Source organism: Streptomyces sp. NPDC057253, assembly GCF_042669125.1.
Classification (GTDB): Bacteria; Actinomycetota; Actinomycetes; order Streptomycetales; family Streptomycetaceae; genus Streptomyces.
This window is the reverse complement of the sequence record NZ_JBHUXV010000070.1, coordinates 1-22,368: the sequence shown is the minus strand read 5'-3', so window position 1 is coordinate 22,368 and position 22,368 is coordinate 1. Positions and strand designations below refer to the sequence as shown.

The 22,368-nt window shown below is 72.6% G+C and carries 22 protein-coding genes; 16 read left to right on the top strand and 6 right to left on the bottom strand.

Annotated features, from left to right (window positions below; translation table 11 throughout):
- The first annotated feature begins 12 nt into the window (after window positions 1–12).
- The 4 genes from ACFULQ_RS31055 (at window position 13) to ACFULQ_RS31040 (ending at window position 3,571) form a co-directional block, all read left to right on the top strand.
- Complete coding sequence (locus ACFULQ_RS31055) at window positions 13–1,029, top strand: DUF4232 domain-containing protein (RefSeq protein WP_383550327.1); 1,017 nt, start codon at window positions 13–15, stop codon at window positions 1,027–1,029.
- Window positions 1,026–1,595, top strand: a complete 570-nt coding sequence (locus tag ACFULQ_RS31050; RefSeq protein ID WP_383550326.1) for a hypothetical protein — start codon at window positions 1,026–1,028, stop codon at window positions 1,593–1,595. Before ACFULQ_RS31055 ends, ACFULQ_RS31050 begins: the two co-directional genes overlap by 4 nt.
- Before the next feature lie 204 nt (window positions 1,596–1,799).
- Complete coding sequence (locus ACFULQ_RS31045) at window positions 1,800–2,273, top strand: hypothetical protein (RefSeq protein WP_383550324.1); 474 nt, start codon at window positions 1,800–1,802, stop codon at window positions 2,271–2,273.
- Window positions 2,274–2,371: 98 nt separating this feature from the next.
- Window positions 2,372–3,571 carry a PP2C family protein-serine/threonine phosphatase gene (locus tag ACFULQ_RS31040; protein WP_383550322.1) on the top strand — a complete coding sequence of 400 codons (1,200 nt, stop codon included), beginning with the start codon at window positions 2,372–2,374 and terminating at the stop codon, window positions 3,569–3,571.
- A gap of 95 nt (window positions 3,572–3,666) precedes the next feature.
- On the opposite strand, the gene ACFULQ_RS31035 is transcribed toward ACFULQ_RS31040, so the two are convergent.
- Entirely contained in the window at window positions 3,667–4,887 is a 1,221-nt protein-coding gene (locus ACFULQ_RS31035; RefSeq protein WP_383550320.1) for an acyl-CoA dehydrogenase family protein, read from the bottom strand.
- Window positions 4,888–5,006: 119 nt separating this feature from the next.
- Here ACFULQ_RS31035 and ACFULQ_RS31030 point away from each other — a divergent pair, with 119 nt between their 5' ends.
- From ACFULQ_RS31030 to ACFULQ_RS31000, 7 genes are all read left to right on the top strand, one after another.
- Window positions 5,007–5,843 (top strand): enoyl-CoA hydratase/isomerase family protein, encoded by an 837-nt coding sequence (locus ACFULQ_RS31030; protein WP_383550318.1) that lies wholly within the window; start codon window positions 5,007–5,009, stop codon window positions 5,841–5,843.
- Between the two features lie 94 nt (window positions 5,844–5,937).
- Window positions 5,938–6,570, top strand: coding sequence for a hypothetical protein (locus tag ACFULQ_RS31025; protein WP_383550316.1), 633 nt, complete (start codon window positions 5,938–5,940; stop codon window positions 6,568–6,570).
- Window positions 6,567–9,146: a putative PEP-binding protein gene (locus ACFULQ_RS31020; RefSeq protein WP_383550314.1), complete on the top strand. Its 2,580-nt coding sequence runs from the start codon at window positions 6,567–6,569 to the stop codon at window positions 9,144–9,146. The genes ACFULQ_RS31025 and ACFULQ_RS31020 overlap by 4 nt, the downstream gene beginning before the upstream one ends.
- The gene (locus ACFULQ_RS31015) at window positions 9,143–10,264 is read left to right on the top strand and encodes an acyl-CoA dehydrogenase family protein (protein ID WP_383550312.1); all 1,122 of its coding nucleotides are present in this window, start codon (window positions 9,143–9,145) and stop codon (window positions 10,262–10,264) included. The genes ACFULQ_RS31020 and ACFULQ_RS31015 overlap by 4 nt, the downstream gene beginning before the upstream one ends.
- Window positions 10,265–10,282: 18 nt before the next feature.
- Window positions 10,283–10,726 (top strand): Zn-ribbon domain-containing OB-fold protein, encoded by a 444-nt coding sequence (locus ACFULQ_RS31010; protein ID WP_383550310.1) that lies wholly within the window; start codon window positions 10,283–10,285, stop codon window positions 10,724–10,726.
- Window positions 10,723–11,877: a thiolase family protein gene (locus ACFULQ_RS31005; protein ID WP_383550308.1), complete on the top strand. Its 1,155-nt coding sequence runs from the start codon at window positions 10,723–10,725 to the stop codon at window positions 11,875–11,877. The genes ACFULQ_RS31010 and ACFULQ_RS31005 overlap by 4 nt, the downstream gene beginning before the upstream one ends.
- Window positions 11,878–11,889: 12 nt before the next feature.
- A complete protein-coding gene (locus ACFULQ_RS31000; RefSeq protein ID WP_383550306.1) occupies window positions 11,890–12,594 on the top strand; it encodes an SDR family NAD(P)-dependent oxidoreductase in 705 nt (234 codons plus the stop codon).
- Between the two features lie 31 nt (window positions 12,595–12,625).
- Here the strand turns inward: ACFULQ_RS31000 and ACFULQ_RS30995 are convergent, their stop codons facing one another.
- Window positions 12,626–13,273 (bottom strand): TetR/AcrR family transcriptional regulator, encoded by a 648-nt coding sequence (locus ACFULQ_RS30995; RefSeq protein ID WP_383550304.1) that lies wholly within the window; start codon window positions 13,271–13,273, stop codon window positions 12,626–12,628.
- Between the two features lie 141 nt (window positions 13,274–13,414).
- On the opposite strand from ACFULQ_RS30995, the gene ACFULQ_RS30990 reads away from it, so the two are divergent.
- A complete protein-coding gene (locus tag ACFULQ_RS30990) occupies window positions 13,415–14,020 on the top strand; it encodes a TetR/AcrR family transcriptional regulator (protein WP_383550302.1) in 606 nt (201 codons plus the stop codon).
- Window positions 14,021–14,028: 8 nt separating this feature from the next.
- On the opposite strand, the gene ACFULQ_RS30985 is transcribed toward ACFULQ_RS30990, so the two are convergent.
- The 4 genes from ACFULQ_RS30985 to ACFULQ_RS30970 form a co-directional block, all read right to left on the bottom strand.
- Complete coding sequence (locus ACFULQ_RS30985) at window positions 14,029–15,342, bottom strand: dihydrolipoamide acetyltransferase family protein (RefSeq protein ID WP_383550300.1); 1,314 nt, start codon at window positions 15,340–15,342, stop codon at window positions 14,029–14,031.
- Between the two features lie 5 nt (window positions 15,343–15,347).
- Window positions 15,348–16,358, bottom strand: coding sequence for an alpha-ketoacid dehydrogenase subunit beta (locus tag ACFULQ_RS30980; protein ID WP_383550298.1), 1,011 nt, complete (start codon window positions 16,356–16,358; stop codon window positions 15,348–15,350).
- Window positions 16,359–16,363: 5 nt separating this feature from the next.
- Window positions 16,364–17,368, bottom strand: coding sequence for a thiamine pyrophosphate-dependent dehydrogenase E1 component subunit alpha (locus tag ACFULQ_RS30975; protein ID WP_383550296.1), 1,005 nt, complete (start codon window positions 17,366–17,368; stop codon window positions 16,364–16,366).
- Between the two features lie 114 nt (window positions 17,369–17,482).
- Entirely contained in the window at window positions 17,483–17,920 is a 438-nt protein-coding gene (locus ACFULQ_RS30970; RefSeq protein ID WP_383550294.1) for a VOC family protein, read from the bottom strand.
- 155 nt (window positions 17,921–18,075) lie between these two features.
- Here ACFULQ_RS30970 and ACFULQ_RS30965 point away from each other — a divergent pair, with 155 nt between their 5' ends.
- The 4 genes from ACFULQ_RS30965 to ACFULQ_RS30950 all read left to right on the top strand — a co-directional run bounded on the left by ACFULQ_RS30965 (window position 18,076) and on the right by ACFULQ_RS30950 (window position 22,366).
- Window positions 18,076–19,371 carry an aromatic ring-hydroxylating dioxygenase subunit alpha gene (locus ACFULQ_RS30965; RefSeq protein WP_383550293.1) on the top strand — a complete coding sequence of 432 codons (1,296 nt, stop codon included), beginning with the start codon at window positions 18,076–18,078 and terminating at the stop codon, window positions 19,369–19,371.
- The gene (locus ACFULQ_RS30960) at window positions 19,368–20,189 is read left to right on the top strand and encodes an SDR family NAD(P)-dependent oxidoreductase (protein WP_383550291.1); all 822 of its coding nucleotides are present in this window, start codon (window positions 19,368–19,370) and stop codon (window positions 20,187–20,189) included. The genes ACFULQ_RS30965 and ACFULQ_RS30960 overlap by 4 nt, the downstream gene beginning before the upstream one ends.
- A gap of 46 nt (window positions 20,190–20,235) precedes the next feature.
- Entirely contained in the window at window positions 20,236–21,972 is a 1,737-nt protein-coding gene (locus ACFULQ_RS30955) for a PEP-utilizing enzyme (RefSeq protein WP_383550289.1), read from the top strand.
- 79 nt (window positions 21,973–22,051) lie between these two features.
- On the top strand, window positions 22,052–22,366 hold the full coding sequence (locus ACFULQ_RS30950; protein WP_383550287.1) for a putative quinol monooxygenase: 315 nt from the start codon (window positions 22,052–22,054) through the stop codon (window positions 22,364–22,366).
- Window positions 22,367–22,368 lie beyond the last annotated feature (2 nt).

Sequence of the window (22,368 nt, the reverse complement as noted above, 5' to 3'; positions counted from 1 at the left end):
TGAGGTGGGCGGATGCCATCTCCCTCCCGTACGGCACCGTCCGTCCTCGCCGCGGCCGCGCTGCTCGCCGCCTGCGGTACCCAGAGCGCCTCGCCGGGCGGTGGGGACGGCCAAGCCCCGGTCCGCGCCGAGGCGTTGTGCCCCTCGGACGCGGCGCCGTACGGCAGCACCGAGCGCTCCGAACCGTCCCCACGCACCTCCGGCACGCCCTCCGCGTTACCCCTGCCCTCCGCCGGGGGTACGCCCGAGGGCGGCGTCCGCATCACCGCGTTGTACGCCTGGGGGCCGGCGAGCGGCTGTGCGGGGGTCGACTACAGCGCGGACTTCGAACTCACCAACCGACAGAAGGAGAAGGCCACTTACACCCTCACCTTCGGGTTCCTCTCGGCGTCCGGTGGCGCGGTCGACAACGGGGAGCGGACCGTCGAGGCGATCGCGCCGGGGCGGACCGTCAAGGGAACCGTGGTCATGCGGCAGACGGTCGGGAGCGCACCCGCGGTGACGGGCGTGCAGGTGACCAAGGTACGCAGCGTCCCGACCGCCGAGGTGTCGTCCGCCTCCGGGCCGTGTCCCACATCGGGCGTGCATCTCTACGCCGACCAGGGGGACGCGGCCATGGGCCTGCGCGTCCTCGGTCTGCACCTGGTCAACTGCGGCACGCGCCCGTACCGGCTCGACGGCTACCCCGCACTCGAACTCCAGGACGCGGACCACAAGACCGTGAACGGCGTACGGATCCTGGAGGGGACCGACCGCATCAGCACCGGGCTCGGAGGGAACGGCCGCCCGCGCCCCGTGGTGCTGGGGCCGGGTGAGGCCGCGGTGGCCGACCTGGCCTGGCGCAACACCACCCAGTTCGGCGAAGCGGTGAACGCGCCCTACGTACGCGTGCGGGCCAGACCCGCGGCCGATCCGGTGACGGTCGTACCGGAACTCGATCTCGGGACGACCGGACAGCTCGGTGTCGGAGCGTGGCGCAGGGACGAGACGCACCGGGACTCCCCCACCTCGCCCGCCGCACGTCCATGACCACCCTGTTCGCCGTGATCGTGTGCGCGCTCGTCCTGTGTCTGCTCGTGCACCCTCGGATCGCGCCCGGGATCAAGGTCGTGGCCTTCACCGCTCCTCCGGTGGCCGGGGTCGCATGGCTCCTGGTCGAGGTGTTCGAGCGGCGGTTCACCGCGGCGGTCGTCGTCGCGGTGTTCGTGGTGGTACTGGTCGCGCTGACCGGACTCCTCGGCCACCCTCGTCTGCCGATCTGGACGAAGGTGACCGTGTTTGGCACGGTTCCGGTGACGGCGGTGGCCTGGCTGCTGATCGTCACGGCGGACGACACGCTCAAGGATCCCGGCGAGGATCCGTGCTCGATGTACTACGGAGGGGTCGGCGTCTCGAAGCCCTTTCCCCCGCAGGCGTACTGCCTGTACGACGACGGCAGCACCCACGACCTCGCGCCCGGCGCCCAGTTCGTCTTCTGGCTCTGCTTCACCGTCAGTCTGACCCTGCTGTCGACCGGGCTGTGGCAGGTCGTACGGGACCCGAGGACGTTCGTACGGCAGTTCCGGTCCCAGTCACGGTTGACGGAGGGGTCGTAGAAAGGCGGACCGTGCCGTGCGGCCGCGTGCGCCCCCGCGGTGGGTAGGGGACAGGGTGTCGGTCACAGGGGACGTGCTCGGGCAGGGGGAAGCGTGGAGGATGGAAGAGCGTCGGCGGATGCCAGGCTGTTCGCGCTGCAAGCCGTTGTCGTGGCGCAGCCGAAGCGTTCTCGGTGGCGGAGGTACCTGGGGCCGCTTCTCGCCGTGTCCACCGTGGAAGGGACCCCGCTCGCTCACGTCACGGAGACCGACGACACGCACCACCTGCTCACCATGGCAGCCGGCGAACGCCTCCTGCACATCGAGCAGTTCGGGCCGGCGGAGTTCCGCTTCGACGACGCGACCGGCCGGGAGGTCGGCACCGTCAGTACCGGACGGTTCGTCAAAACCGCGCAGCTGCGTCTTCGGACGGAAGGAGGACGGTCTCTCTTCCTCACCCGTCGGGGTCAGCTGTCCATCGAGTGGCAGCTCACCCAGACCGATCCGTACAGCGGTCCGGCGCCGGAGGTGCTCGGTCGGGTCACGGTGAGCAGCATCGACATGTGGATCGGGTTGCAGCAGTACGTGGTGGAGACCGGCCCCGGGCTGGACGGCTCGGAACGGCGGACCGTCGTCGCCGCGGTCGTCTGTCTGCACCTGCTCCGGCGGCCTCCGGGCAGCGGTGGCGCGACCGTATGAGCCGCGGGCCGTGTGAAGCGCCCGGGAGGCACACATCACAGGAATGATGTGTCTGCCGTCTCGCTGGGAAAGCGAAATGGTGACCCAGGGAGGATGACATGGCGCGCGATCGGATCGGACTGGCGGAGGTACTGGCAGCGGCTGAGGATGCCGCGCCCGTGCGCTCCCTCGATGTCGTGGCGCGCAATCTGCGTGACCGGTTCGGTGCCCGGTATGTGTCCTTCCTGTTCGTCGACATGGTGGGGCAGCGGCTGCTGCGGGTCAGCGAAGAGGCCGACGAGCCTCAGGAGCGCCACGCCGAACAGGTCCCCCTCATCGGCGACAGTACGTACGGCGAGGTCCTGCGCACCCAGAAGCTGATGCGGATTCCCGAGGACGGGGAGGGTCAGTCCGTCCTCGCGCCCGTCTCGAACCGGGGCGACACCATCGGCATCCTGGAGCTCGTCCTCACCCACGCCGACGAGGACGTCCTGGAGCAGGTGCAGGAGGCCGCGCACGCGCTGGCCTACATCATCGTCACCGACCGCCGTTTCACCGACCTCTACCACTGGGGCAATCGCACCACCCCGGTCAGTCTCGCCGCCGAGATCCAGCGCCAGCTGCTGCCCTCGGCCGCGTCCTGCGAGGCTCCCCAGTTCGCTCTGGCGGGTGCTCTCGTCCCCGCCGCGGACATCGCCGGTGACACCTACGACTACTCGCTCGACCGTGACACCCTGCACCTGTCCATCACCGACGCCATGGGGCACGACGTCGACGCGTCACTCATGGCCACCCTCCTGATCAACGCCTCACGCGGCGCCCGGCGCGCCGGGGCCGACCTCGCCGAGCAGGCCCGCTGCACCCACCAGGCCCTCCTCGACCACGGCCGACGCACCTTCGCCACCGGCCAGCTGTTGCGTATCGCCCTGGACGGCACCTCGGCCCAGCTCGTCAACGCCGGCCATCCCTGGCCGCTGCGGCTGCGTGAGGGCAGGGTGAGCGAGCTGTCCCTGGCCGTGAACCTGCCCTTCGGCGTCGTCGGCCAGGGCGCGTACCGGGTGCAGGACATCGACCTGCGTCCGGGCGACCGCCTCGTCCTCTTCACCGACGGCATGGTGGAGCGGCAGGCGGAGAAGGTGGATCTGCCGGGACTCATCTCCGACACCGCCGCCGATCACCCGCGCGAGGTCGTGCGCACCCTGGTCGAGGCGGTCACCGACGCCTGCGACGGTTATGTGCGCGACGACGCCACCGTCCTGTGCCTGGACTGGCACGGCCCCCGGGCCGACGGCACGGGGACTGCCGGGGCCGGCGCCTGAACGGCGTATGCATCGATCGGCTCACGCAGACTCCGGTGCGCGGGCGAGGCTCCAGACCCGGCTCCGGCCCAGCTCCAGACGACAGACCCAGACTGTCAGCGGCTCTCGGCCGCTTCCGCCCGCGGCTGCCGATACGGCCGCACCGCCCGCCGCGCGATGGCGAAGCGGTGCGTCTCCGAGGGGCCGTCGTAGATCCGGAACGGCCGTACCTCCCGGTACAGCCGGGCCAGCGGCGCGTCCGCGGCCGAGATGCCGAGGGCTCCGCAGATCTGCACCGCCCGGTCGACCACGCGGTTGACCGCCTCGGCCACGAAGGTCTTGGACACCGAGGTCAGCTGGGAGGCGGCCGCCGACGCGGTGTCCAGCTCCCAGGCGGTGCGCAGGATCAGGGCACGGCTCGCCTCGATGTCGATCTCCGAGTCGGCCAGCATCTGCTGGACCATGCCGAGGTCGCCGAGCGTCGAGCCGAACGCCATCCGGCTTCCGGCCCGTTCCAGCGCGACGTCCTGGGCGCGGCGAGCCGCTCCCAGCCAGCGCATGCAGTGGGTGAGCCGGGCGGGGCCGAGCCGGACCTGGGCGCCCTCGAAGCCGCGGTCCACCTCGCCGAGGACCTGCCCCTCCCCCACCACGCAGTCCTCGAAGACGATCTCGGCGTGTCCGGCGAAGAGCGACTCGTCGAGGGTGTCGATGCTGCGGACCAGGCGCATGCCGGGCGTGCCGGCGTCGACCAGGAACATGGTGGCGCCGCCCGGGTCGCCGGGGCTGCCCGAGGTCCGGGCCATGACGATGGCGAAGCCGGCTCCGTGGGCGCCGGTGATGAACCACTTGTGTCCGTCCAGGCGCCAGCCGCCGGGGACCCGGGTCGCGGTGGTGCGCAGGGAGCGGGGATCGGCCCCGGCGCCCGGCGCCGGTTCGGTCATGGCGAAGCAGGACCGGGTCTCCCCCGCGGCGAGGGGGCGCAGATAGGTCTGTTTCTGTTCCTCGGTGGCCACCTTCTCCAACAGGTGCATGTTGCCCTCGTCAGGAGCCGCGCAGTTAAGCGCCAGCGGACCGAGCAGGGAGTAGCCCGCGGCTTCGAAGACGGCCGCCTGTCCGCGCAGGTCGAGCCCGTGCCCGCCCCAGCGCTCGGGCACGTGGGGGGCGAAGACGCCCGCCGCACGGGCGGCCTTCTGCAGGGTCTCGCGCAGGGCCTCGGGGGCGTCGTGCACGGACCCGCCGCACTCGCGCTCGGCCGGGACGACCACCTCGCGCACGAACTCCGCGGTGGACGCGACGAGTTGGGCGACTGCCGGATCGACATCGAACTGGATGGGCACGGGTCCTCCCGCCGACGGGCGTACGGGCGTCCGACCCGTCGCGTCCTAGAAACTGTATAGCGTCTTCAGTATCTTGCCGGGAAGCACCCGTCGACGGGAAGACGCGAGGAGCACCGCCCATGACCCTGCCCGTGAGCACCCAGCCGGTCCGGATCGTCCGTCACCCCGACCGGGTCGTCGAACTGAGGCTGGACGATCCCGCGCGGGGCAACGCCCTGGACCTGAGGACCGCCGAGGCGCTGCGGGACGCGTCCCGCGAGGTGGCCGCGGACCCGGGCGGCGCGGTGCTGCTGCGATCGGCGGGCGGCAGCTTCTGCGTGGGGGGCGACCTGCGCGCATTCGCCGGCCGGGGCGCGGAGACCGGCGCCTATGTACGTGCCGTGGCGGATGCCGCGCACACCGCGATACAGGCCCTGTACGACCTGCCGGTGCCGCTGGTGACGGCGGTGCGCGGTGCGGCCGCGGGCGGCGGGGTCGGTCTCGCCCTCGCGGGAGACGTCGTCCTGGCGGCCCGGTCGGCGCGGTTCCGGCTGGCGTACACGGCGATCGGGCTCACCCCGGACTGCGGGGCCTCGTGGTTCCTGCCGCGTCTGGTGGGCCCCCGCAGGGCGGCGGAGCTGATCCTGACCGATCGGGTCCTGACCGGCGACGACGCCGAAGGATGGGGTCTGGTCTCGCGGTCCGTGGACGACGGGCACCTGGACGACGAGGCGCACAGGACCGCGTCTGCCCTGGCCGCCGGCGCGGGCGACGCGCTGCGTGCCGCGAAGGCGCTGCTGCGCCGCGGTGACGGCGACGGGCTGCGGCACCACCTGGCCGAGGAGGCGCGGTCGATCGCGGCTCTCGCGGACGGTCCGCGGGCGCAGGAGCTCATGGCCGCGTTCCTCGCCGCCCGGGGGCGCCCGAAGGCCGCCGGCGGCCGCTCCGGAGCCCTCGCACCGGAAAGTGTTTCTTGAGTCACTCTTCACTAACCAGCCCGTCGAGGCGTAACCTCCGGGCAACACAGAACCGAGGAACCGGTCACCACAGAACCGGGGAAATGGTGTGGCGATGCAATCTGCTGCCGTGGACCTTCCGGACGCGTCCGACGACCCCCTCGCCGAGGCAGTCGTCGATCTCGTCCTGCGCGGTATGTGGCGCGGTCGGCCGGAGTCCGAGCACCGTCCGCTGGTCGAGGCCGGGCTGGCCATGGTCAAGGGGCCGGTGGTGCTGCCGACCGAGCGCGCCAAGGCCACCGCCGCACAGACCCTGCGGGTCCCCGCCGGTTCCGAGCGGGAACAGCGCATCACCGCGGCCTACGAGGCGTTCCTGCCGGTCAACCGGAAGATCCGCGATGTGTGCACCGCCTGGCAGTGCCGCCCCGACGGCACCCCCAACGACCACTCGGACGACGTCTACGACGCCGGGGTGCGCGAGTCGCTGGAGGACGTGCACGAGGCCATCCAGCCCGTGCTGCGCAGGCTGGAGCAGACGCTCGCGGGCAGCGGACGGTATCTGACGGAGCTGGAGGACGCCCTCGACCGCTTCGACGACGGCGCGCCCGAGTGGCTGGCCTCGCCGCTGTGCGACTCGTACCACACCGTGTGGATGCGGCTGCACCAGGAACTGCTGCTCGTACTCGGGATCAGCCGGGCCGAGGACGAGGCCCGTGAAGAGGAACTGGTCACCAGGGGCCGGGCGTGAGCGTCACCGACCGCGAGGCGGGCCCGCTCACCCCCTCCGCGACGGACAGCCCCGGCCGGGTCCTGGTGCCCTACGGGCAGGGGCGGATCCGCGGCCTCGACGCCGACCGGCTGGGCTCCCACGGCGCCGCCATGGACCGGCTGCTGGCCCTCGGCCTGCCGGTCGTCCCGGGGCTCACCGTGCCTGCGGGCGCCGCCGCGTCGCTGTGCGAGACGGACACCGCCGAGGCCGCCGTAGAACTGGTCGAACAGCTCTCGGGGCGGCGCGTGGCCGACCCGGCCCGGCCGCTGCTGCTGCGTCTGTCGGCCAGTGCGCCCACCGAGGTCGCCGGGCTGCCCCCGGACCTGGCCTGTCTCGGCTTCTCCCCCACCCGTGCGGACGACCTGTCCGCCGTCATCGGAAGTGCCGACGCCCTGTACGAGGTGTGGGCCGGCACGGTGCGCATGATCGCCGAGTTCGCCCTGGACGTGCCCGCCGCCGTGCTCGACGACGCCCTCCTGGACACCCCCGGGCCAAAGGCACGGGTGGAGCTGCTGCTGTCCCTGACGGCGGAGCACGGCTCGCGTCCCTTCCCGGACGATCCGGCACAGCAGCTCGCGCTGGCCGCCCGGGCCCTCCTCGGCCGCTGGGACTCCCCCCGCGCCCGCAGGTCCCGCCGCGCCCAGAAGCTCCCCGCCGACCTGGCCGTCGCCCTGCACGTACAGGCCCTGCGCATCGGCCCCGCGGACCACTCGGGCTACGGCACGGCGGTCAGCCGCGATCCCGCGACCGGGCGCTTCTCACCCCAGGGCGCATTCTTCCGCGGGGTACGGCGCAGCGCCCCGCCGCCGCACACCGGTGAACCGCTGGAGCGCCTCGCGGGCGGCACCGCGCTGCTCGAACACTCCCTGCTGACCCTGGAACGCCATCTGCGCACCCCGGTGACGGTCGACTTCGAGGTGCGCGACGACGAGATCTCCCTGCTCGCCGCCGCCCCGCAACCGCGCCCGCCGCTGCGAGCCTCGGTCTGTCTGGCCGCGGACCTGGCCCGGGACGGGGCCCTCGGCCACGAGGAGGCCGTACGCCGGATCAGCCCCGCGCAGGTGCAGGAGCTGCTCCACCCCCAGCTGCGGCTGACCGGCGGGGAGGAACTCCTCGTGAGGGGACTGCCCGCGTCCCCGGGCGCGGCGACCGGAGCGGTCGTGCTGTCCAGCGGACGCGCCCTCGAACTGGCCGCGGACGGCACGCCCGTCGTCCTCGTGGCCGCCGAGACGAACCCGGCCGACGTCCCCGGGATGCTGGCCTCCGCCGCGGTGCTGACCGCCACCGGGGGCATCGCCTCCCACGCCGCCGTGGTGGCCCGGGGCGCCGGCAAGCCCGCGGTGTGCGGCGCGGAGGGACTGCGGGTGGACCGGGCCGCCGGGACGGTGCGCTTCGGCGAGCGCGTGCTGCGCGAGGGCGACCCGGTGTCGCTGGACGGCCGTACCGGCGCCGTCTACGCGGGGGCACTGAGCCTCAGTGTCGCCGGGCCGCCGCCCGAGCTGACCACCCTGCTGGAGTGGGCGGACGACGCACGCCGGCTGGGTGTGCGGGTCAACGCCGACACGGCCGCCGAGGTGGACACCGCCCTCGCGCTGGGCGCGGAGGGGGTCGGGCTGTGCCGTACGGAGCACCAGTTCCTCGGCGAGCGGCTGCCGCTGATCCGCCGGGTGCTCCTGGCCGCCGACCGGACCGCCCGCGACGAGGCGCTGGTGGCGCTGGAACGCGCCCAGCACGAGGACTTCCGCGCGCTGCTGGCCGCCGTGGGGAACCGTCCGGTGACCGTGCGCCTGCTGGACGCCCCGCTGCACGAGTTCCTGCCCGCACCCGGAGAGGCCCCGGACGCGGCCGAGGAGCAGCGGGCCGCCGCCCTGCGGGAGGCGAACCCGATGCTCGGGCTGCGCGGGGTGCGCCTCGCGCTGCTGCACGAGCGGCTCTACCCGGCACAGGCCGAGGCGCTCTTCACCGCCTGGGCCGACGTCGCCGCCACCGGAGTGCGGCCCCGGCTGGAGGTGATGATCCCGCTCGTCAGCCTGCCCGTGGAACTGGCCGCCGCGGCCGCCTATGTGCGCGGTGCCGCCGACGCGGTCGCCGCCCGCACCGGGGTGGAGGTCCCCTACCGGCTCGGCACGATGATCGAGACCCCGCGGGCCGCGCTGCTGGCCGGTGAACTCGCCGAGCACGCCGAGTTCTTCTCCTTCGGCACCAACGACCTCACCCAGCTCACCTACGGCTTCTCCCGCGACGACGTCGAGCGCCAGGTCCTCGCCGCCTACCGGGAACGCGGCTTCCTCACCGCCAGTCCGTTCGCCCGGCTCGACCCGCACGGGGTCGGCGCCCTGGTCGCCCTCGCGGCCGAGCGGGCCCGGGCGGTGCGGCCCGGCATCAAGCTGGGCGTGTGCGGTGAGCACGGCGGTGACCCCGAGTCGATCGCGTTCTGCGACGGCCTCGGCCTCGACTACGTCTCCTGTTCCGCGCATCGCGTCCCGGTGGCCCGGATGGCCGCCGCGCACAGCGCCCTGCGGGAACCGGGCGGGAACAGCGGGAGCGCACGATGACGACGAGCACCGTGACCGACGGCTCGGCCCTGTCGGAGGCCGAGCTGGAGGACCTGCGCGAGACCGTGCGGTCCGTGTGCGCGGACGCCGGCGGCACCGCCACGGTCCGCGCGCTCTCCGAGGAGGCCCCCGGTATCGACGCCGGGCTGTGGGAGGTCCTCGGCCGGCAGGTCGGCCTCGCCGCCCTCGGGCTGCCCGAGTCGGCGGGGGGCATCGGCGGTCTCGCCGAGATCACCGCCGTCTGCGAGGAGTTGGGCCGGACCCTGGCGCCGGTGCCGCTGCTGTCCTCGACCGTGCTGGCCGGACAGGTGCTGGCCGGCTGCGGCACGGCCGACAGGGCGCTGGCGGAGCTGGCCGAGGGCGCCGTACACGCCCTGGCGGTGGCCGCGCCCGACGGGGCCTGGCGGGCGGACGCCGTGCCGGTGGCCGTCTCCTGGCAGGGCAGTGTGCCGCTGCTGGACGGCACCGCGCCGTTCGTCCTGGACGGTGCCGACGCCGAGGCGCTGGTGGTGGCCGCGGCCGGCGCCGACGGCGTGGACCTCTTCCTGGTCGACCCGCGCGAGCCGGGGGTCTCGGTGCGCCGGGTGCCCACCCTGGACCTCAGCCGGGGCCAGGCCGTGGTCACCTTCAGCGGCTGCCGGGCGCGGGCGCTGACCGCCGGTGGCGAGGGGGCGGAGGTCGTCTCCCGCGCCCTGGACGTGGGTCTGGTGGCCCTGGCCGCCGAGCAACTCGGCGGAGCGCAGGCCGCGTTGGAGACGACGGTGGCCCACGTGCGGGACCGTACGCAGTTCGGGCGGGCGATCGGCGGCTTCCAGGCGGTCAAGCACGCCTGCGCCGACATGCTGCTCCAGGTCGAGGCCGCCCGGTCGGCGGTGGTGCGCGCGGTCCGGTCGGACGGCACGCCCGAGGCGCTGGCCGAGGCGGCGGCGGTGGCCCAGTCCTGGTGCGGCGAGGCGTTCGTCGCGGTCGCCGCCCAGTGCGTGCAGTTGCACGGCGGGATGGGCTTCACCTGGGAGCACGACGCGCACCTGTACTTCCGGCGCGCCCAGTCCGACGCGGTCCTGCTGGGCGGCGCCGCACACCATCGGGAACGGCTGGCCGGTCTGCTGGGCTGGTGACACGGAAGGCGGGACGGCATGACCACCAGACTCATCGACGAGTCGTTGTTCGAGAGGCCGGAGGACCGGAAGGACGACGACGGGGGCCCACGGCGTCTCGTGGGCGCCCGCTGCTCCGGGTGCACCACCGTCGTCTTCCCACGGCAGGACTCGTGCCCCCGCTGTGCGGACGGGACGATGGCCGCGCACGTGCTTCCGGTGAGCGGGCGGGTCTGGTCGTGGACGCTTCAGGCGTTCCCGCCCAAGCCGCCCTACCGGCCGCCGGCCGGTGGCCATCGTCCGTACCACCTGGGCTATGTGGACCTCGGTGAGGTCCTGGTCGAGGCACGCCTGGCGGTACCCCGCGAGGAGATCCGGATCGGTCTGCCGGTCCGGCTCACCACCGTGAGCGCGTACCGGGACGACGACGGCACCGAGGTCATGACCTTCGCGTTCCGTCCGGAGCGGGACGAGGAGCGATGACCCGGCGCGAGGACGTCTACGTGGTCGGATGCGGGAGGACCCCCTTCGGTCGCGACGAAAGCGTCAGCGGCATGGACATGGCCGGGCGGGCAGTGCGCGAGGCGCTCGCCGACGCCGGGGTCGCCTGGCACGACATCGGCTTCGCGGCCGGCGGCTCCGACGTGTCCGGCAAGCCCGACACGCTGGTGGGCAGGCTGGGCCTGACCGGAGTGCCGTTCGTCAACGTGCAGAACGGCTGCGCGACCGGCGCCTCCACCGTGCTGACGGTGGCCGATGCGCTGCGCGCGGGCGAGGCCACGCTGGGACTGGCGGTGGGCTTCGACAAGCACGAACGCGGCGCGTTCCATGTCTCCCCCGCCCGCTACGGCCTGGGCGACTGGTACGCCGAGACCGGCCTGATGCTCACCACCCAGTTCTTCGCGCTGAAGACGCAGCGGTACCTGTACGAGCACGGGATCCCGGAGCGGGCGCTGGCGCTGGTCGCCGAGCGGGCCTTCCGCAACGGCTCGCACCACCCCCTGGCCTGGCGGCGCAAGCCGCTGACGGAGCGGGAGATCCTCGACTCGGCCGAGGTCAGTCCCCCGCTCACCCAGTACATGTTCTGTTCGCCGGGCCAGGGTGCGGCCGCGCTGGTCCTGGCACGCGGCGACCGCGCCTTCGACCTGTGCGAACGACCCGTCAGGCTGGCCTCATTGGCCTTCAGGACCCGGCGCTTCGGTTCCTTCGAGGTGTTCTCGCCCTGGCTGCCGCCGGGACCGCACCGCAGCCCCAGCATCGACGCCGCGGAGGCGGCCTTCCGTACGGCGGGGGTGCGGGCCGCGGACGTACAGGTGGCCCAGCTCCAGGACACCGACAGCGGCTCCGAGCTGATCCACCTGGCCGAGACGGGTCTGTGCGGCCATGGCGAGCAGGAGGAACTGCTGGCCGGCGGCGCCACCGACCCCACGGGCCGGATCCCGGTCAACACCGACGGTGGCTGTCTGGCCGGCGGCGAGCCGGTGGGCGCGTCCGGGCTCCGCCAGTTCCATGAGGTCGTACGACAGTTGCAGGGCCGCGCGCCCGGCATGCAGGTGCCGGGGACGCCGCGGGTGGGATTCACTCACGTGTACGGGGCGCCTGGGATCAGCGCTTGCTCGGTCCTGACGGTGTGAGAGGAGGCAGCCGTGCGCGACGGTGACAGAACCGCGCTGGTGACCGGAGGGGCCCGCGGCATCGGCCTGGAGATCGCCCGACAGCTCGCGGACCGGGGGCTGCGGGTCCTGGTCGGGGCGCGCGGAGCGGCCGCAGCAGAGGAAGGGTGCCGTGCCCTCGGCCCGGCGGCACTGCCGCTGGCTCTGGATGTGACCTCGGCGGTGAGTGTCCGCGAAGCGGTCGGGTCGGCGCGCGAGCTGACGGGCGGGATCGACGTCCTGGTGAACAACGCGGGGGTGTCCCTGGACGGGCCACTGCGGCCGCCGTACGTCGACGAGGACGTTCTGCGGGCGACGCTGGACACGAACCTCACCGGCGCCTGGCGGGTGGCGGAGGCTGTCGTTCCGGGGATGGTGGAGGCCGGTTACGGACGGGTCGTGAACCTCACCAGTTCGTACGGCTCCCTGTCGCTGATGGACTCCGGCCGGCACCCTGCCTACCGCGTCTCCAAAACGGCGCTCAACGCCCTGACCCGTATGCTCGCGGCCGAACTGGCGGGGACGGGGGTCCTGGTCAACGCCGCCGACCCCGGCTGGACCCGCAGCGGCATGGGGGGCCCGTCAGCCCCGCGCGGCCCGGCGGAGGGCGCGGACACACCGGTCTGGCTGGCGACGCTTCCCGAGGGCGACGGGACGACGGGCGGCCTGTTCGCCGACCGCAGGCCGCTGCCCTGGTGAACGGCCTCGGGTCAGTGGCCCGGTGCGCCGGTCACTCCGCCTTCTGCTCGGCCGCGACGATGCGCAGTGCCAGCGCCCGCACCGCCTCCAGCACGGACCGGGAGGGGAGCTGGGACAGTGGTCCGCCCTCCGCTCGGAGCGCGGTGACGAGCATGGTCGTGCTGATCAGGGTGCGGACGGCGAGGGCCTGGGCCGCGTGCCGGGCCTTCGCGGCGCGGGGGCTGCGGGTGGTGCCCTCGGGGAGGTAGTCGTAGCCACGCTGGATGTGCCGCTGCTCGAACTCGTCCCGCAGCACCTTGACGCTGCCGTTGGCCGAGGCGACCTGGACCTGGTAGAGGCGGGCCTCGTCCGGGTTCTTCTCCACCCACTCCCACACGGCGTCGATGACCCGCACCAGCCCCTCCGCGTCACCCGGCTCGGACTCCGGCCGGGCCGCCTCCACGACGGCGTTGAGCTGGTCGAAGACCCTGCGCATGGAGAGTTCGAGCAGCTCTTCCTTGCCGTCGAAGTGGTAGTAGACGGCGGTGGGGACCACCTGGGCCTCGTCGGCGATGTCCTGGACGCTGGTCTCCGCGAAGCCGTTGCGCCCGAACACCCGCACGGCGGCGGTGATGATGTGCTGGCGCCGGGAGGGTCGGTGGGCGGGCTGCTTGCCGTTCTTCGTCGTGGTCGCCATCATGCTCCCTGCCCGCCGCCGTGAACCCGCGTCCTGGGGCCCTTCCGTACTGACCAGTGTATCCAGTAACTCCGACGCCTCGTCGTCACAATTCCTGCTGCGCGTTGGCCTCCGGGACACCCGCCGCCCGGCATACTTGACATCATGACGACATCCGGAACCCGCGCCGCTCACCGTCCCTCGCGCAAGCAGTGGGTGATCGAAGCGGCGACGGAGCTGTTCGCCACGCAGCCCCCGGACGAGGTGACGGTCGCCGACATCGCCGCCCGGGCCGAGATGACCTCGGCTGCGGTGTACTACCACTTCTCCTCCAAGGACCAGGTCCTGGCGGAGACCATGCGGGCGTTCGCCGCCGCGCTGCGCGAGCAGTTGCGGGAGATCACCGAGGCCCATGATCCCGGCTCGGACCTCGGCGCGTCGGTCACCGCCCTGCTGGCCTGGATGGGTGAGCACCGCTCCGCGGCCACCGTGTTCTTCGTGTCGTCGGCCGGCATGAGCCAGGACGCGGAGGCGCTGCGCCAGGAGAGCCGTACCGGGCTGCTGGAGGAGATGGTGCGGCTGATCCGCAAGGCACGCGTGTCCGTCTCCGACGCCGAGGCGGCGGTGATCGGCCTCGGCCTGCTGGCGCTGCTGGAGACGGCGGCGATCTCACAGGTCCGGGGCGACGACGTGTACCGCTCACTGGGCCACCGCGCGTTCGTCCGCGAGGTCGGCGAGCTCGCGGAACGGATCGCCGACCCCGCCATCTGAGCCGCGGCTCACACCAGCAGACGCAGCGGCCTGCTCAGCAACTCCCCCAGCGTGCGCAGGTATTCGGCGGCCGGGGCCCCGTCGACCGCGCGGTGGTCGAAGGTGAGGCTCAGGGTGAGCACCCTCGTCCGCAGCGGTCGGTCGTCCGCCCACTCGACGCCGTCCCTGAGCCTGCCCACCCCGAGGATCGCGACATTGCCGGGGTTGATCACGGGGGTGAAGAAGTCGACGCCGTACCCGCCGAGTGAGGTCACCGTGAACGTGGCTCCCTCCAGCTGCGCCGGAGAGATCCGCCCGGCCCGCGCGGCCTCGGCCAAAGCCCTCGTCCGGCCGGCGATCCCGGTCAGCGGCAGCTCCGCCGCGTCCTCGATCACGGGGACCATCAGGCCACCCGGTACGGCCACCGCGAAACCCAGGTGGATTTCGTCGAGCAGATGGATGCCGTCCTCCCGGACCGTCGCGTTGAGCAGTGGGTGCTCGCGCAGGGCCAGGGCGGCGGCCTTCAGGAGGAAGTCGTTGATGCTGGGCACCGGCAGGTCGCTGTCGGCCCACTCCTCCTTGAGCCGGTCCCGCAGCGAGACCACGGCATCCATCCGCACCTCGTAGCCGTGCGTCAGCTGGGCCATCTCCTGGAGGCTGGCGTGCATCCGGCGGGCGATGGTGCCGCGCATCCCGGTGAGCGGGATGACCTGGCCGGAGCGCGCAGGGGCGGAGGCGGGTTCGGACACCGGGGCGACCGCCTCCAGGTCCGCCCTGCGGATACGGCCGCCCGGCCCGGTGCCGTTCACCCCGGAGAGGTCGATGCCCCGCTCCTTGGCCAGCTTGCGCACCAGTGGCGAGGAGGCGCTGCCGCCCGGAGGCAGGGGCACGGCGAGCGCCGCCAGGTGCTCTTCCACGTCCTCGGAGACGATCCGGCCGCCGGGCCCGGTGCCGCGTACGACGGTGAGGTCGACGTCGGCTGCCGCGGCGACCCGCCGGGCGTTCGGGGAGGACCGCAGGCGCTCGACGGAGGGGACAGCGGCGCTCGTGCCGGTCACGGCTGCCGTAGCCTGCGCGGGCGCGCCCGCGTCCCCCGGTGGCTGCTCCCCCTCCGCCAGCAGCCACCCGATGAGCGCCCCCGCAGGCACGGTGGTGCCCGCCGGGACCACCGGGTGGAAGAGTCCCCCGGCCTCCGCCTCGACGTCCACGTCCACCTTGTCGGTGGCCAGCCGCAGCAGCGCCTCGCCCTCCGCGACGGGTGCGCCGGTGGGCACGAGCCATTCGTCGATCGTGCCTTCCTGCATGGTCAGGCCGATCTTCGGCAGCAGAACCTCGACCGCCACGTCGGTCACGACCTTTCGAGCAGGCGCCGGCAGCCCTGGGCGATGCGGGCGCGATCGGGCACGTACGCCTTCTCCAGGACCGGTGAGAAGGGCACGGGTGAGAAGGGGGCGCCGATGCGCAGGACCGGGGCGTCCAGGTAGTCGAAGACCACGTCCTGGATCTGGGCGGCGATCTCGGCCCCGAGCCCGCCGAAGGTGACGGCCTCGTGCACCACGAGGACCCGGTTGGTGCGGCGGACGGAGGCGAACATGGTCTCGGTGTCCAGCGGCTGGACGGTGCGCGGGTCGATGACCTCGATCTCCACGCCCTCGGCGGCGAGTTCGTCGGCCGCCGCGAGGGCCTCGCCCACCATGCGGCCCAGGGCGATCACGGTGACGTCGGAGCCTTGGCGGGCGGTGTGCGCCTGGCCCAGGGGGATGCCGTAGATCTCCTCGGGCACCTCGCCGGTGCTGCCGAGCAGGACCTTGTTGAGCATGACGACGACCGGGTTGTCGTCCCGGATGGCCGAGACGGTCAGGCCCTTGGCGGTGTAGGCGTCACACGGCATCACCACCTTGAGGCCGGGCACGTGGGCGAGCCAGGCCTCCAGGCTCTGGCTGTGCTGGGCGGCGGCGCCGAGGCCCGCGCCTGAGGCGGTGGTGATGGTGAGCGGCACCGACAGCGCGCCGCCGAACATGTACTTCATCTTCGCGGCCTGGTTGACGATCTGGTCGAGGCAGACGCCGATGAAGTCCATGAACATCAGGTCGACGACCGGGCGCAGTCCCTGGGCTGCGGCTCCCACGCCGAGGCCGACCAGGGCGGCCTCGGAGATCGGGGTGTCGATCATGCGGCGGGGCCCGAACTCGTCGAGGAGGTTGTCGAACATGCGGAACACGCCGCCGTACCCGGCCACGTCCTCGCCGGCGACGAAGACGTTCTCGTCCTCGCGCATGGCCTGGGCGAGTCCTTCGTTGAAGGCCTTGACGTAGGTGAGCTTGCGGGTGGCGAGGGCCGCTTCGGTGGTGGTGGTCATGGCGCTCATCCCGAGTAGACGTTCAGCAGCAGGTCGGCGGGGTCGGGGAGCGGGCTCGCCTCGGCGTGGGCGATGGCGTCGGCGATCTCCTCGCGGGTGCGCTGCCATACGTCGTCCAGGTCGGCGCGGGTCGCGGTGCCGTCGGCGAGGGCCCGGGCCTCGATGAGGTCGATGGGGTCGCGGGACTTCCACTCGGCGACCTCCTCGTCCGAGCGGTAGGGGTGGCGCAGGCCCTTGACGCCCTGGTGGTCGAAGAAGCGGTAGGTCTTGGCCTCGATCATCATGGGGCCCGCGCCGGCGCGGGCCCGGGCGACGGCCTCGGCGGCGGCGCGGTGGACGGCGACCGCGTCCATGCCGTCGACGATCACGCTGGGCATGCCGTAGGCGGCGGCCCGGTCGGCGACGTCGGTGAGCAGCATGTGCGCGGACTGCGGGGTGAACTCGGCGTAGCCGTTGTTCTCGCAGACGAAGACGACCGGCAGGCCGAGGATCGCGGCCATGTTGGCGCCCTCGTGGAAGGCGCCGATGTTGGTGGCGCCGTCGCCGAAGAAGGTGACGGCGACGCTGTCCTCGCCCTTGTAACGGGCGGCGAAGGCGGCGCCCACGGCGATCGGGACCCCGGCCCCGACGATGCCGTTGGCGCCGAGCATCCCGCGGCTGAGGTCGTTGATGTGCATGCTGCCGCCGCGGCCGAGGCAGGCGCCGGTGACCCTGCCGTACAGCTCGGCGTACATCTCGCGGAAGCCGACGCCCTTGGCCACGGCGTGTCCGTGGCCCCGGTGGGTGGAGGTGATCTGGTCGTCGTCGCGCAGGGCGGCCATCACGCCGGCGGCGACGGCTTCCTGGCCGACGTACAGGTGCAGGAAGCCGGGCAGCTTGCCCGCCTCCATGAGCTTTCCCGCCTCGGTCTCGAACAGCCGGATGCGCACCATGCGTTCGTGCAGGTCCTTGACGACCTGTGTGCTGACCTGCGCGGATTTCTTCGATGCCGTCGACGCTCGTTGAGCCATCGTCCGCCCCTTCGTCCGAGGGAGGTTGCCAAGCAAGCGGAGTTACTTGTGCCGGTCTACAGTAACCGGCTGGGGGCACCTTACTGAAGAGCGTCTCTAATTACTATGGCCCGGTCACGGTCGGTGGCCCCGCCCGTCGACCAGCTCGACGACGTTGCCCTCCGGATCGGTCCAGAAGCTGATCCGGCGGCCGTGCGCGGGGACCACGACGGGGTCCGACAGGGGCCGGGCGCCCGCGGCCGCCAGCTCCGCCACCACCGGGTCCATGTCGTCGACGTGGAAGGTGAGATACGACAGCCCCGGACGCCCGGCCGACCAGGGCGCCGCAGGTACCGGCACCGGCGCCGACCGGGGCAGGATCAACTTGACGCACCCTCCGGAGGGCACCCCGAGCCAGACCACCTCCAGCTCGCCGCCGAGCCCCGCGGGGCCGCCCACGGACTCCGGCACACGGGAGCGGTGCTCGACGCGGCAGCCGATCACCTCGCAGTAGAAGCGCTCCATCAGCGCCAGGTCGCGCACCACCACTCCCACCTCGAACGGCAGGGTCATGACCATCGCACCCACCCCCACGGGACGCCGAGCGGCAACTTCGACACTTTCTATTGACAGACCACACTAAGTCCTGTTGCAGTTTCGGACACAGCCCAGCTGTTGCGTCACGAAGCCGGTCACCGGCTCGCGGCTGGGAGGATTGTGAGGACATCGTGGTCCAGACCAGTTCGCCGGAGATCCGGGACACCACCGCCGGGCGCGGCTCACCGGCCTCGGCCCCGCCGGCTCCCCCGACGCCCGACTACTCGTCGTGGATCAGCCAGGACCGGTCCACCGACCCGGCGGCCGTGACGATGCGGCGGGAGGCGGCCGAACTCGTCGAGCGGGTGATGGCGCACTACCGCGACAACACCACGCACGAGGCCGAGGGACAGTGGACGGAACCCGTCGCCCACTACCTCGACGCCGACCGCTGGCGGCGCGAGACGGACGCGGTCCACCGCAGCGTCCCGCTGCCGCTCGCCATGTCCAGCGAGCTTCCCGGCCCGAACACCTACAAGGCGATCGACGTGCTCGGCATCCCGGTGCTGATCACCCGTGACCGGCAGGGCGCGATACACGCGATGATCAACGCGTGCCGGCACCGCGGGGCCAAGCTCCTCGAACCCGGCTGCGGCGTGCAGAAGCGGCTCACCTGCCCGTACCACTCCTGGTCGTACGACCTGGCCGGGCAGTTGCGCGGGGTGTACGCCGAGAAGACCTTCGGCGAGGTGCCCCGCGAGGGCCGCAGCCTCGTCACCCTCCCGGCCGGGGAGCGCGCCGGAATCGTCTTCGTCTCCCTCGACCCGGCCGCCGAACCCGACCTGGACGCCTGGCTCGGGGACCTGGCGCCCCTCCTGGAGGGGATGCGCCTCGCGGAGTGCCACCACTACTCCACCAGCGAACTGACCAGCCCCAACTGGAAGGTCACCCTCGACGGGTACCTGGAGACCTACCACTTCGCCTCGCTGCACCCCAAGACGGTGTTCGAGACGAACCTGTCGAACATGATGGCCCACGACACCTGGGGCCCCCACCAGCGCATCGCACCGGCGCTGCGCCCCATCGCGCGGGCGGTCGACCTGCCGCCGGAGCAGCGCGATCCCGGGGACTGCGTGGGGCCCATCTACTGGCTCTTCCCGGGCCTCGCGATCGCCGGCGGCTGGCGCCAGAAGATCGCGGTCTCCCTGGTACTGCCCCGCACGGCGACCGAGTCGGTGACCCAGCAGATCATCCTGCTGCGCGAACCGGCGGTCACCGACGAGGAGCGCCAGGCCGCCGACCGGTTCGGCGAGTGGTTCCACGAGGTGGTCCGCGACGAGGACTACGCGACCACCTACGGAGTCCAGCAGGGCCTTGAGGCCCTCGACGGCACCGACTTCGTCTTCGGACGCAACGAGCCCGGACTCCAGCACTTCCACCGCACCATTCACCAGCACCTGGACACAGCCCCCAGAGCCGCCAGGTGACCTACCAACCACACTCGGAGAACACCATGGTGGCTACGGGCAGCCTCGACGGACGTGTCGCGGTGATCACGGGCAGCACACGCAGCATCGGCCGCGCCATCGCCGAGGCCTTCCTGGCCGACGGCGCCACGGTCGTCGTCAGCGGCCGCAGCGAGGTCAAGGGCAAGCAGGCCCTGGAGGAGATGGACGCCGGGGACCGGGCCGTCTTCCAGCCCTGCGACGCGAGCCGGCAGGAGGACATCGAGGCCCTCGCCGACTTCGCCGCCGAGCGCTTCGGCCGGCTCGACATCTGGGTCAACAACGCCGGCGGCAGCTCCGGCTTCGCACCGATCCACCAGCTCAGCGACGAGGCCTGGCACGCGGCCCTCGACCTGAACATAAACAACTACTTCTACGGCACCCGCCGGGCGCTGCCGAAGATGCTGGACGGCGGCTGGGGACGCATCATCAACATCTCCTCGGTGGAGGGCAAGCAGGCCAACAAGCCCGCGATCAGCCACTACATCACCAACAAGCACGCCATCCACGGACTGACCAAGGCGACCGCCTTCGAGTACGGCACCCAGGGCATCACCTGCAACGCCATCTGCCCCGGCGCCGTCGACACCGACCTCATGCGGGCCGCGGGTCCCGCCGCGGCGGAGGCCGAGGGCATCTCGTACGAGGAGTGGCTGGGCCGGTTCGCCGAGCACGCCGCCACCAAGCAGATCACCACCGTGGAGCAGATCGCGGCGGTCGCCTCCCTGCTCGCGAGCGACGCGGGGGCGGGTATCACGGGCACGCTGATCAGCGTCGACGGCGGAACGGCACAGTGGTAGGCGCGGGACGGGCACGGGCGGGTACGGACAGCGGGAGAACTCCGTCATGAAGAGCTGGATCACGGACTGGCAGCGCAGTGAGCGGCTGCCGCACTACACCCGGGCCAACGCGGGCGAGACCCTCCCGGACCCGGCCAGCCCGCTGGGCTGGACCCTGGTCTGGGGGCGGGGCCTGCAAGGCTGGCGCAAGGGCTTCGTCGGCTTCGGCATCTACCGCGAGGAGGAAGTGGCCGGTCCCCGGCCGCCGTTCGTCGGGATGTTCGGCGGGCACTTCTATCTGAACCTGTCCCACATGCGGTTGTTCGGCATCCGCATGGGCCAGACCGCGGACCAGATCGACGCGGCCTTCGTCGGCCAGCGCTCCGACACACCGGTGTACGTGGCGCACCCGGACGACCAGGACGAGGAGCTGACCGCCAAGGCGGGCGCGACCCTCCAGCGGATGCTCGGCCAGACCGGCTTCCCGGAGGCCGACGCCGACCGCGAACGGCTGCGCGCCCTGCGCCGCTCCCGCCCCGACCTGAGCACCCTGTCCGACGCCGAACTCGTGGCGCACGCACGGTCGTTGCTGGACGAGGTGGAGACGACGTTCCAGCGGCACGTCGAGTCCTCCCTGCCCGCGTCCGTCGGACCGGCGATCCTCGGCCCGCTGTGCGCGAGCGTGGAGCGGCCCGGCGCCATGCTGGACCTGATCGGCGGTCTGGGCGACGTCGACTCCGCCTCGCCGTCGACCGGGCTGTGGACGCTGTCCCGTCAGGTGGCGGCCTCGGCCGAGCTCAGCGCGCTCTTCGAGCAGGGTCCGGCCGCGGTGGAGGAGGCGCTCGCCACCGCGACCGGCGATGTGAAGGCGTTCCGGGACTCCTTCGAGGAGTTCCTCGCCGAGTCCGGCGACCGCGGCCCCAACGAGTGGGACATCCACGCGCTGTCCTGGGAGGCGGCACCCGTCCAGGCGCTGGCCCTGGTCGACCGGATCCGGCACAGCCCCGCCGACGACTCCCCCGCCGCCCGCCGCACCCGCCTGACCGAGGGGCGCGAGCGGACAGCGCGGGAGATCCGGGCCCTGCTGCCCGAGGAGACCCAGCCCCTGTTCGACGCGGGCCTGCACGCCGCCCAGGTGTGGATCCCGGCCCGCGAGCGCACCAAGGCGAACTGCGTCACCGTCGTCAACGAGATCCGCATGGCGGTACGGGAACTGGGCCGTCGCGGCGTGGGGGCGGGGCTGTTCGCCCGGCCCGAGGACGTGATGATGCTGCTGGACACCGAGCTCGACGACTATGTCGCCGCCCCGGAGTCCTTCGGGCCGGTGATCGCCCAGCGGCTGGCGGAGTACGCGGGCCTGCACGAGTTGGAGCCGCCGTTCTTCGTGGCCGCCGACGCGCAGACCGAGATCGACGGCTGGCCGCGACGCGCCGAGGAGCGCACCCCGGCCGCCGTCGAGGGCGATGTGCTCTCCGGGGTGGCCGGCAGCCATGGCACCTACACCGGCACCGTGCGGGTGGTCACCGACCCGGCCTCCTGCGAGGCGCTGGAGCCGGGCGAGGTGCTGGTCGCACCGATCACCGACGCGGCCTGGACCCCGCTGTTCCTGGTCGCCGGGGCGGCCGTCGTGGACGTGGGCGCGCTCAACAGCCACGCCGTGGTGGTCTGCCGTGAACTGGGCATCCCGGCGGTGATCTCCGTCGAGGGCGGGACGCGGCGGCTGCGGGACGGCATGGTGATCACGGTCGACGGCGAGCGGGGCACGGTCACCGTGGACAGCGTCCCGGTACCGCTCGGCAGTTGAGTACGCCGCGGGCCCGTCATCGTCTCCCCATCGGTGGCGGGTCCGCGGTCATGACCGCGAGAGGAAACGTGTGACTGACATGGCTGAGACGCTAGTCGTCGCCGGCTGGATGGACTACGAGCCCGGCGACCGCGACACGATGCTCAAGGCCCTCGCCGAGCTGGGCCGGCAGACCCGTGCGGCCGAGCCCGGCTGCCTGGACTACGCCATGACCGCCGACCCCGACGACGAACGGCGGATCCGGGTGTACGAGCACTGGATCTCGCAACAGGCCCTCGACGAGCACTTCACCACCCCGCACATCAAGGACTTCAGGGCAGCCGTGGTGGGGCTGACCCGCGTCGGGGTGTCGTTGACGGCACACACCGTCGCCGCCTCCCGCCCCATGCGCTGACG

Excerpts from the sequence above, each read along its gene's own strand:
- ACFULQ_RS31055 (WP_383550327.1), top strand. The coding sequence starts at position 13 with ATGCCATCTCCCTCCCGTACGGCACCGTCCGTCCTCGCCGCGGCCGCG.
- ACFULQ_RS31050 (WP_383550326.1), top strand. The coding sequence starts at position 1,026 with ATGACCACCCTGTTCGCCGTGATCGTGTGCGCGCTCGTCCTGTGTCTG.
- ACFULQ_RS31040 (WP_383550322.1), top strand. The coding sequence starts at position 2,372 with ATGGCGCGCGATCGGATCGGACTGGCGGAGGTACTGGCAGCGGCTGAG.
- ACFULQ_RS31030 (WP_383550318.1), top strand. The coding sequence starts at position 5,007 with ATGACCCTGCCCGTGAGCACCCAGCCGGTCCGGATCGTCCGTCACCCC.
- ACFULQ_RS31025 (WP_383550316.1), top strand. The coding sequence starts at position 5,938 with ATGCAATCTGCTGCCGTGGACCTTCCGGACGCGTCCGACGACCCCCTC.
- ACFULQ_RS31015 (WP_383550312.1), top strand. The coding sequence starts at position 9,143 with ATGACGACGAGCACCGTGACCGACGGCTCGGCCCTGTCGGAGGCCGAG.
- ACFULQ_RS31010 (WP_383550310.1), top strand. The coding sequence starts at position 10,283 with ATGACCACCAGACTCATCGACGAGTCGTTGTTCGAGAGGCCGGAGGAC.
- ACFULQ_RS31005 (WP_383550308.1), top strand. The coding sequence starts at position 10,723 with ATGACCCGGCGCGAGGACGTCTACGTGGTCGGATGCGGGAGGACCCCC.
- ACFULQ_RS30995 (WP_383550304.1), bottom strand. The coding sequence starts at position 13,273 with ATGATGGCGACCACGACGAAGAACGGCAAGCAGCCCGCCCACCGACCC.
- ACFULQ_RS30990 (WP_383550302.1), top strand. The coding sequence starts at position 13,415 with ATGACGACATCCGGAACCCGCGCCGCTCACCGTCCCTCGCGCAAGCAG.
- ACFULQ_RS30980 (WP_383550298.1), bottom strand. The coding sequence starts at position 16,358 with ATGACCACCACCACCGAAGCGGCCCTCGCCACCCGCAAGCTCACCTAC.
- ACFULQ_RS30975 (WP_383550296.1), bottom strand. The coding sequence starts at position 17,368 with ATGGCTCAACGAGCGTCGACGGCATCGAAGAAATCCGCGCAGGTCAGC.
- ACFULQ_RS30970 (WP_383550294.1), bottom strand. The coding sequence starts at position 17,920 with ATGACCCTGCCGTTCGAGGTGGGAGTGGTGGTGCGCGACCTGGCGCTG.
- ACFULQ_RS30955 (WP_383550289.1), top strand. The coding sequence starts at position 20,236 with ATGAAGAGCTGGATCACGGACTGGCAGCGCAGTGAGCGGCTGCCGCAC.
- ACFULQ_RS30950 (WP_383550287.1), top strand. The coding sequence starts at position 22,052 with ATGGCTGAGACGCTAGTCGTCGCCGGCTGGATGGACTACGAGCCCGGC.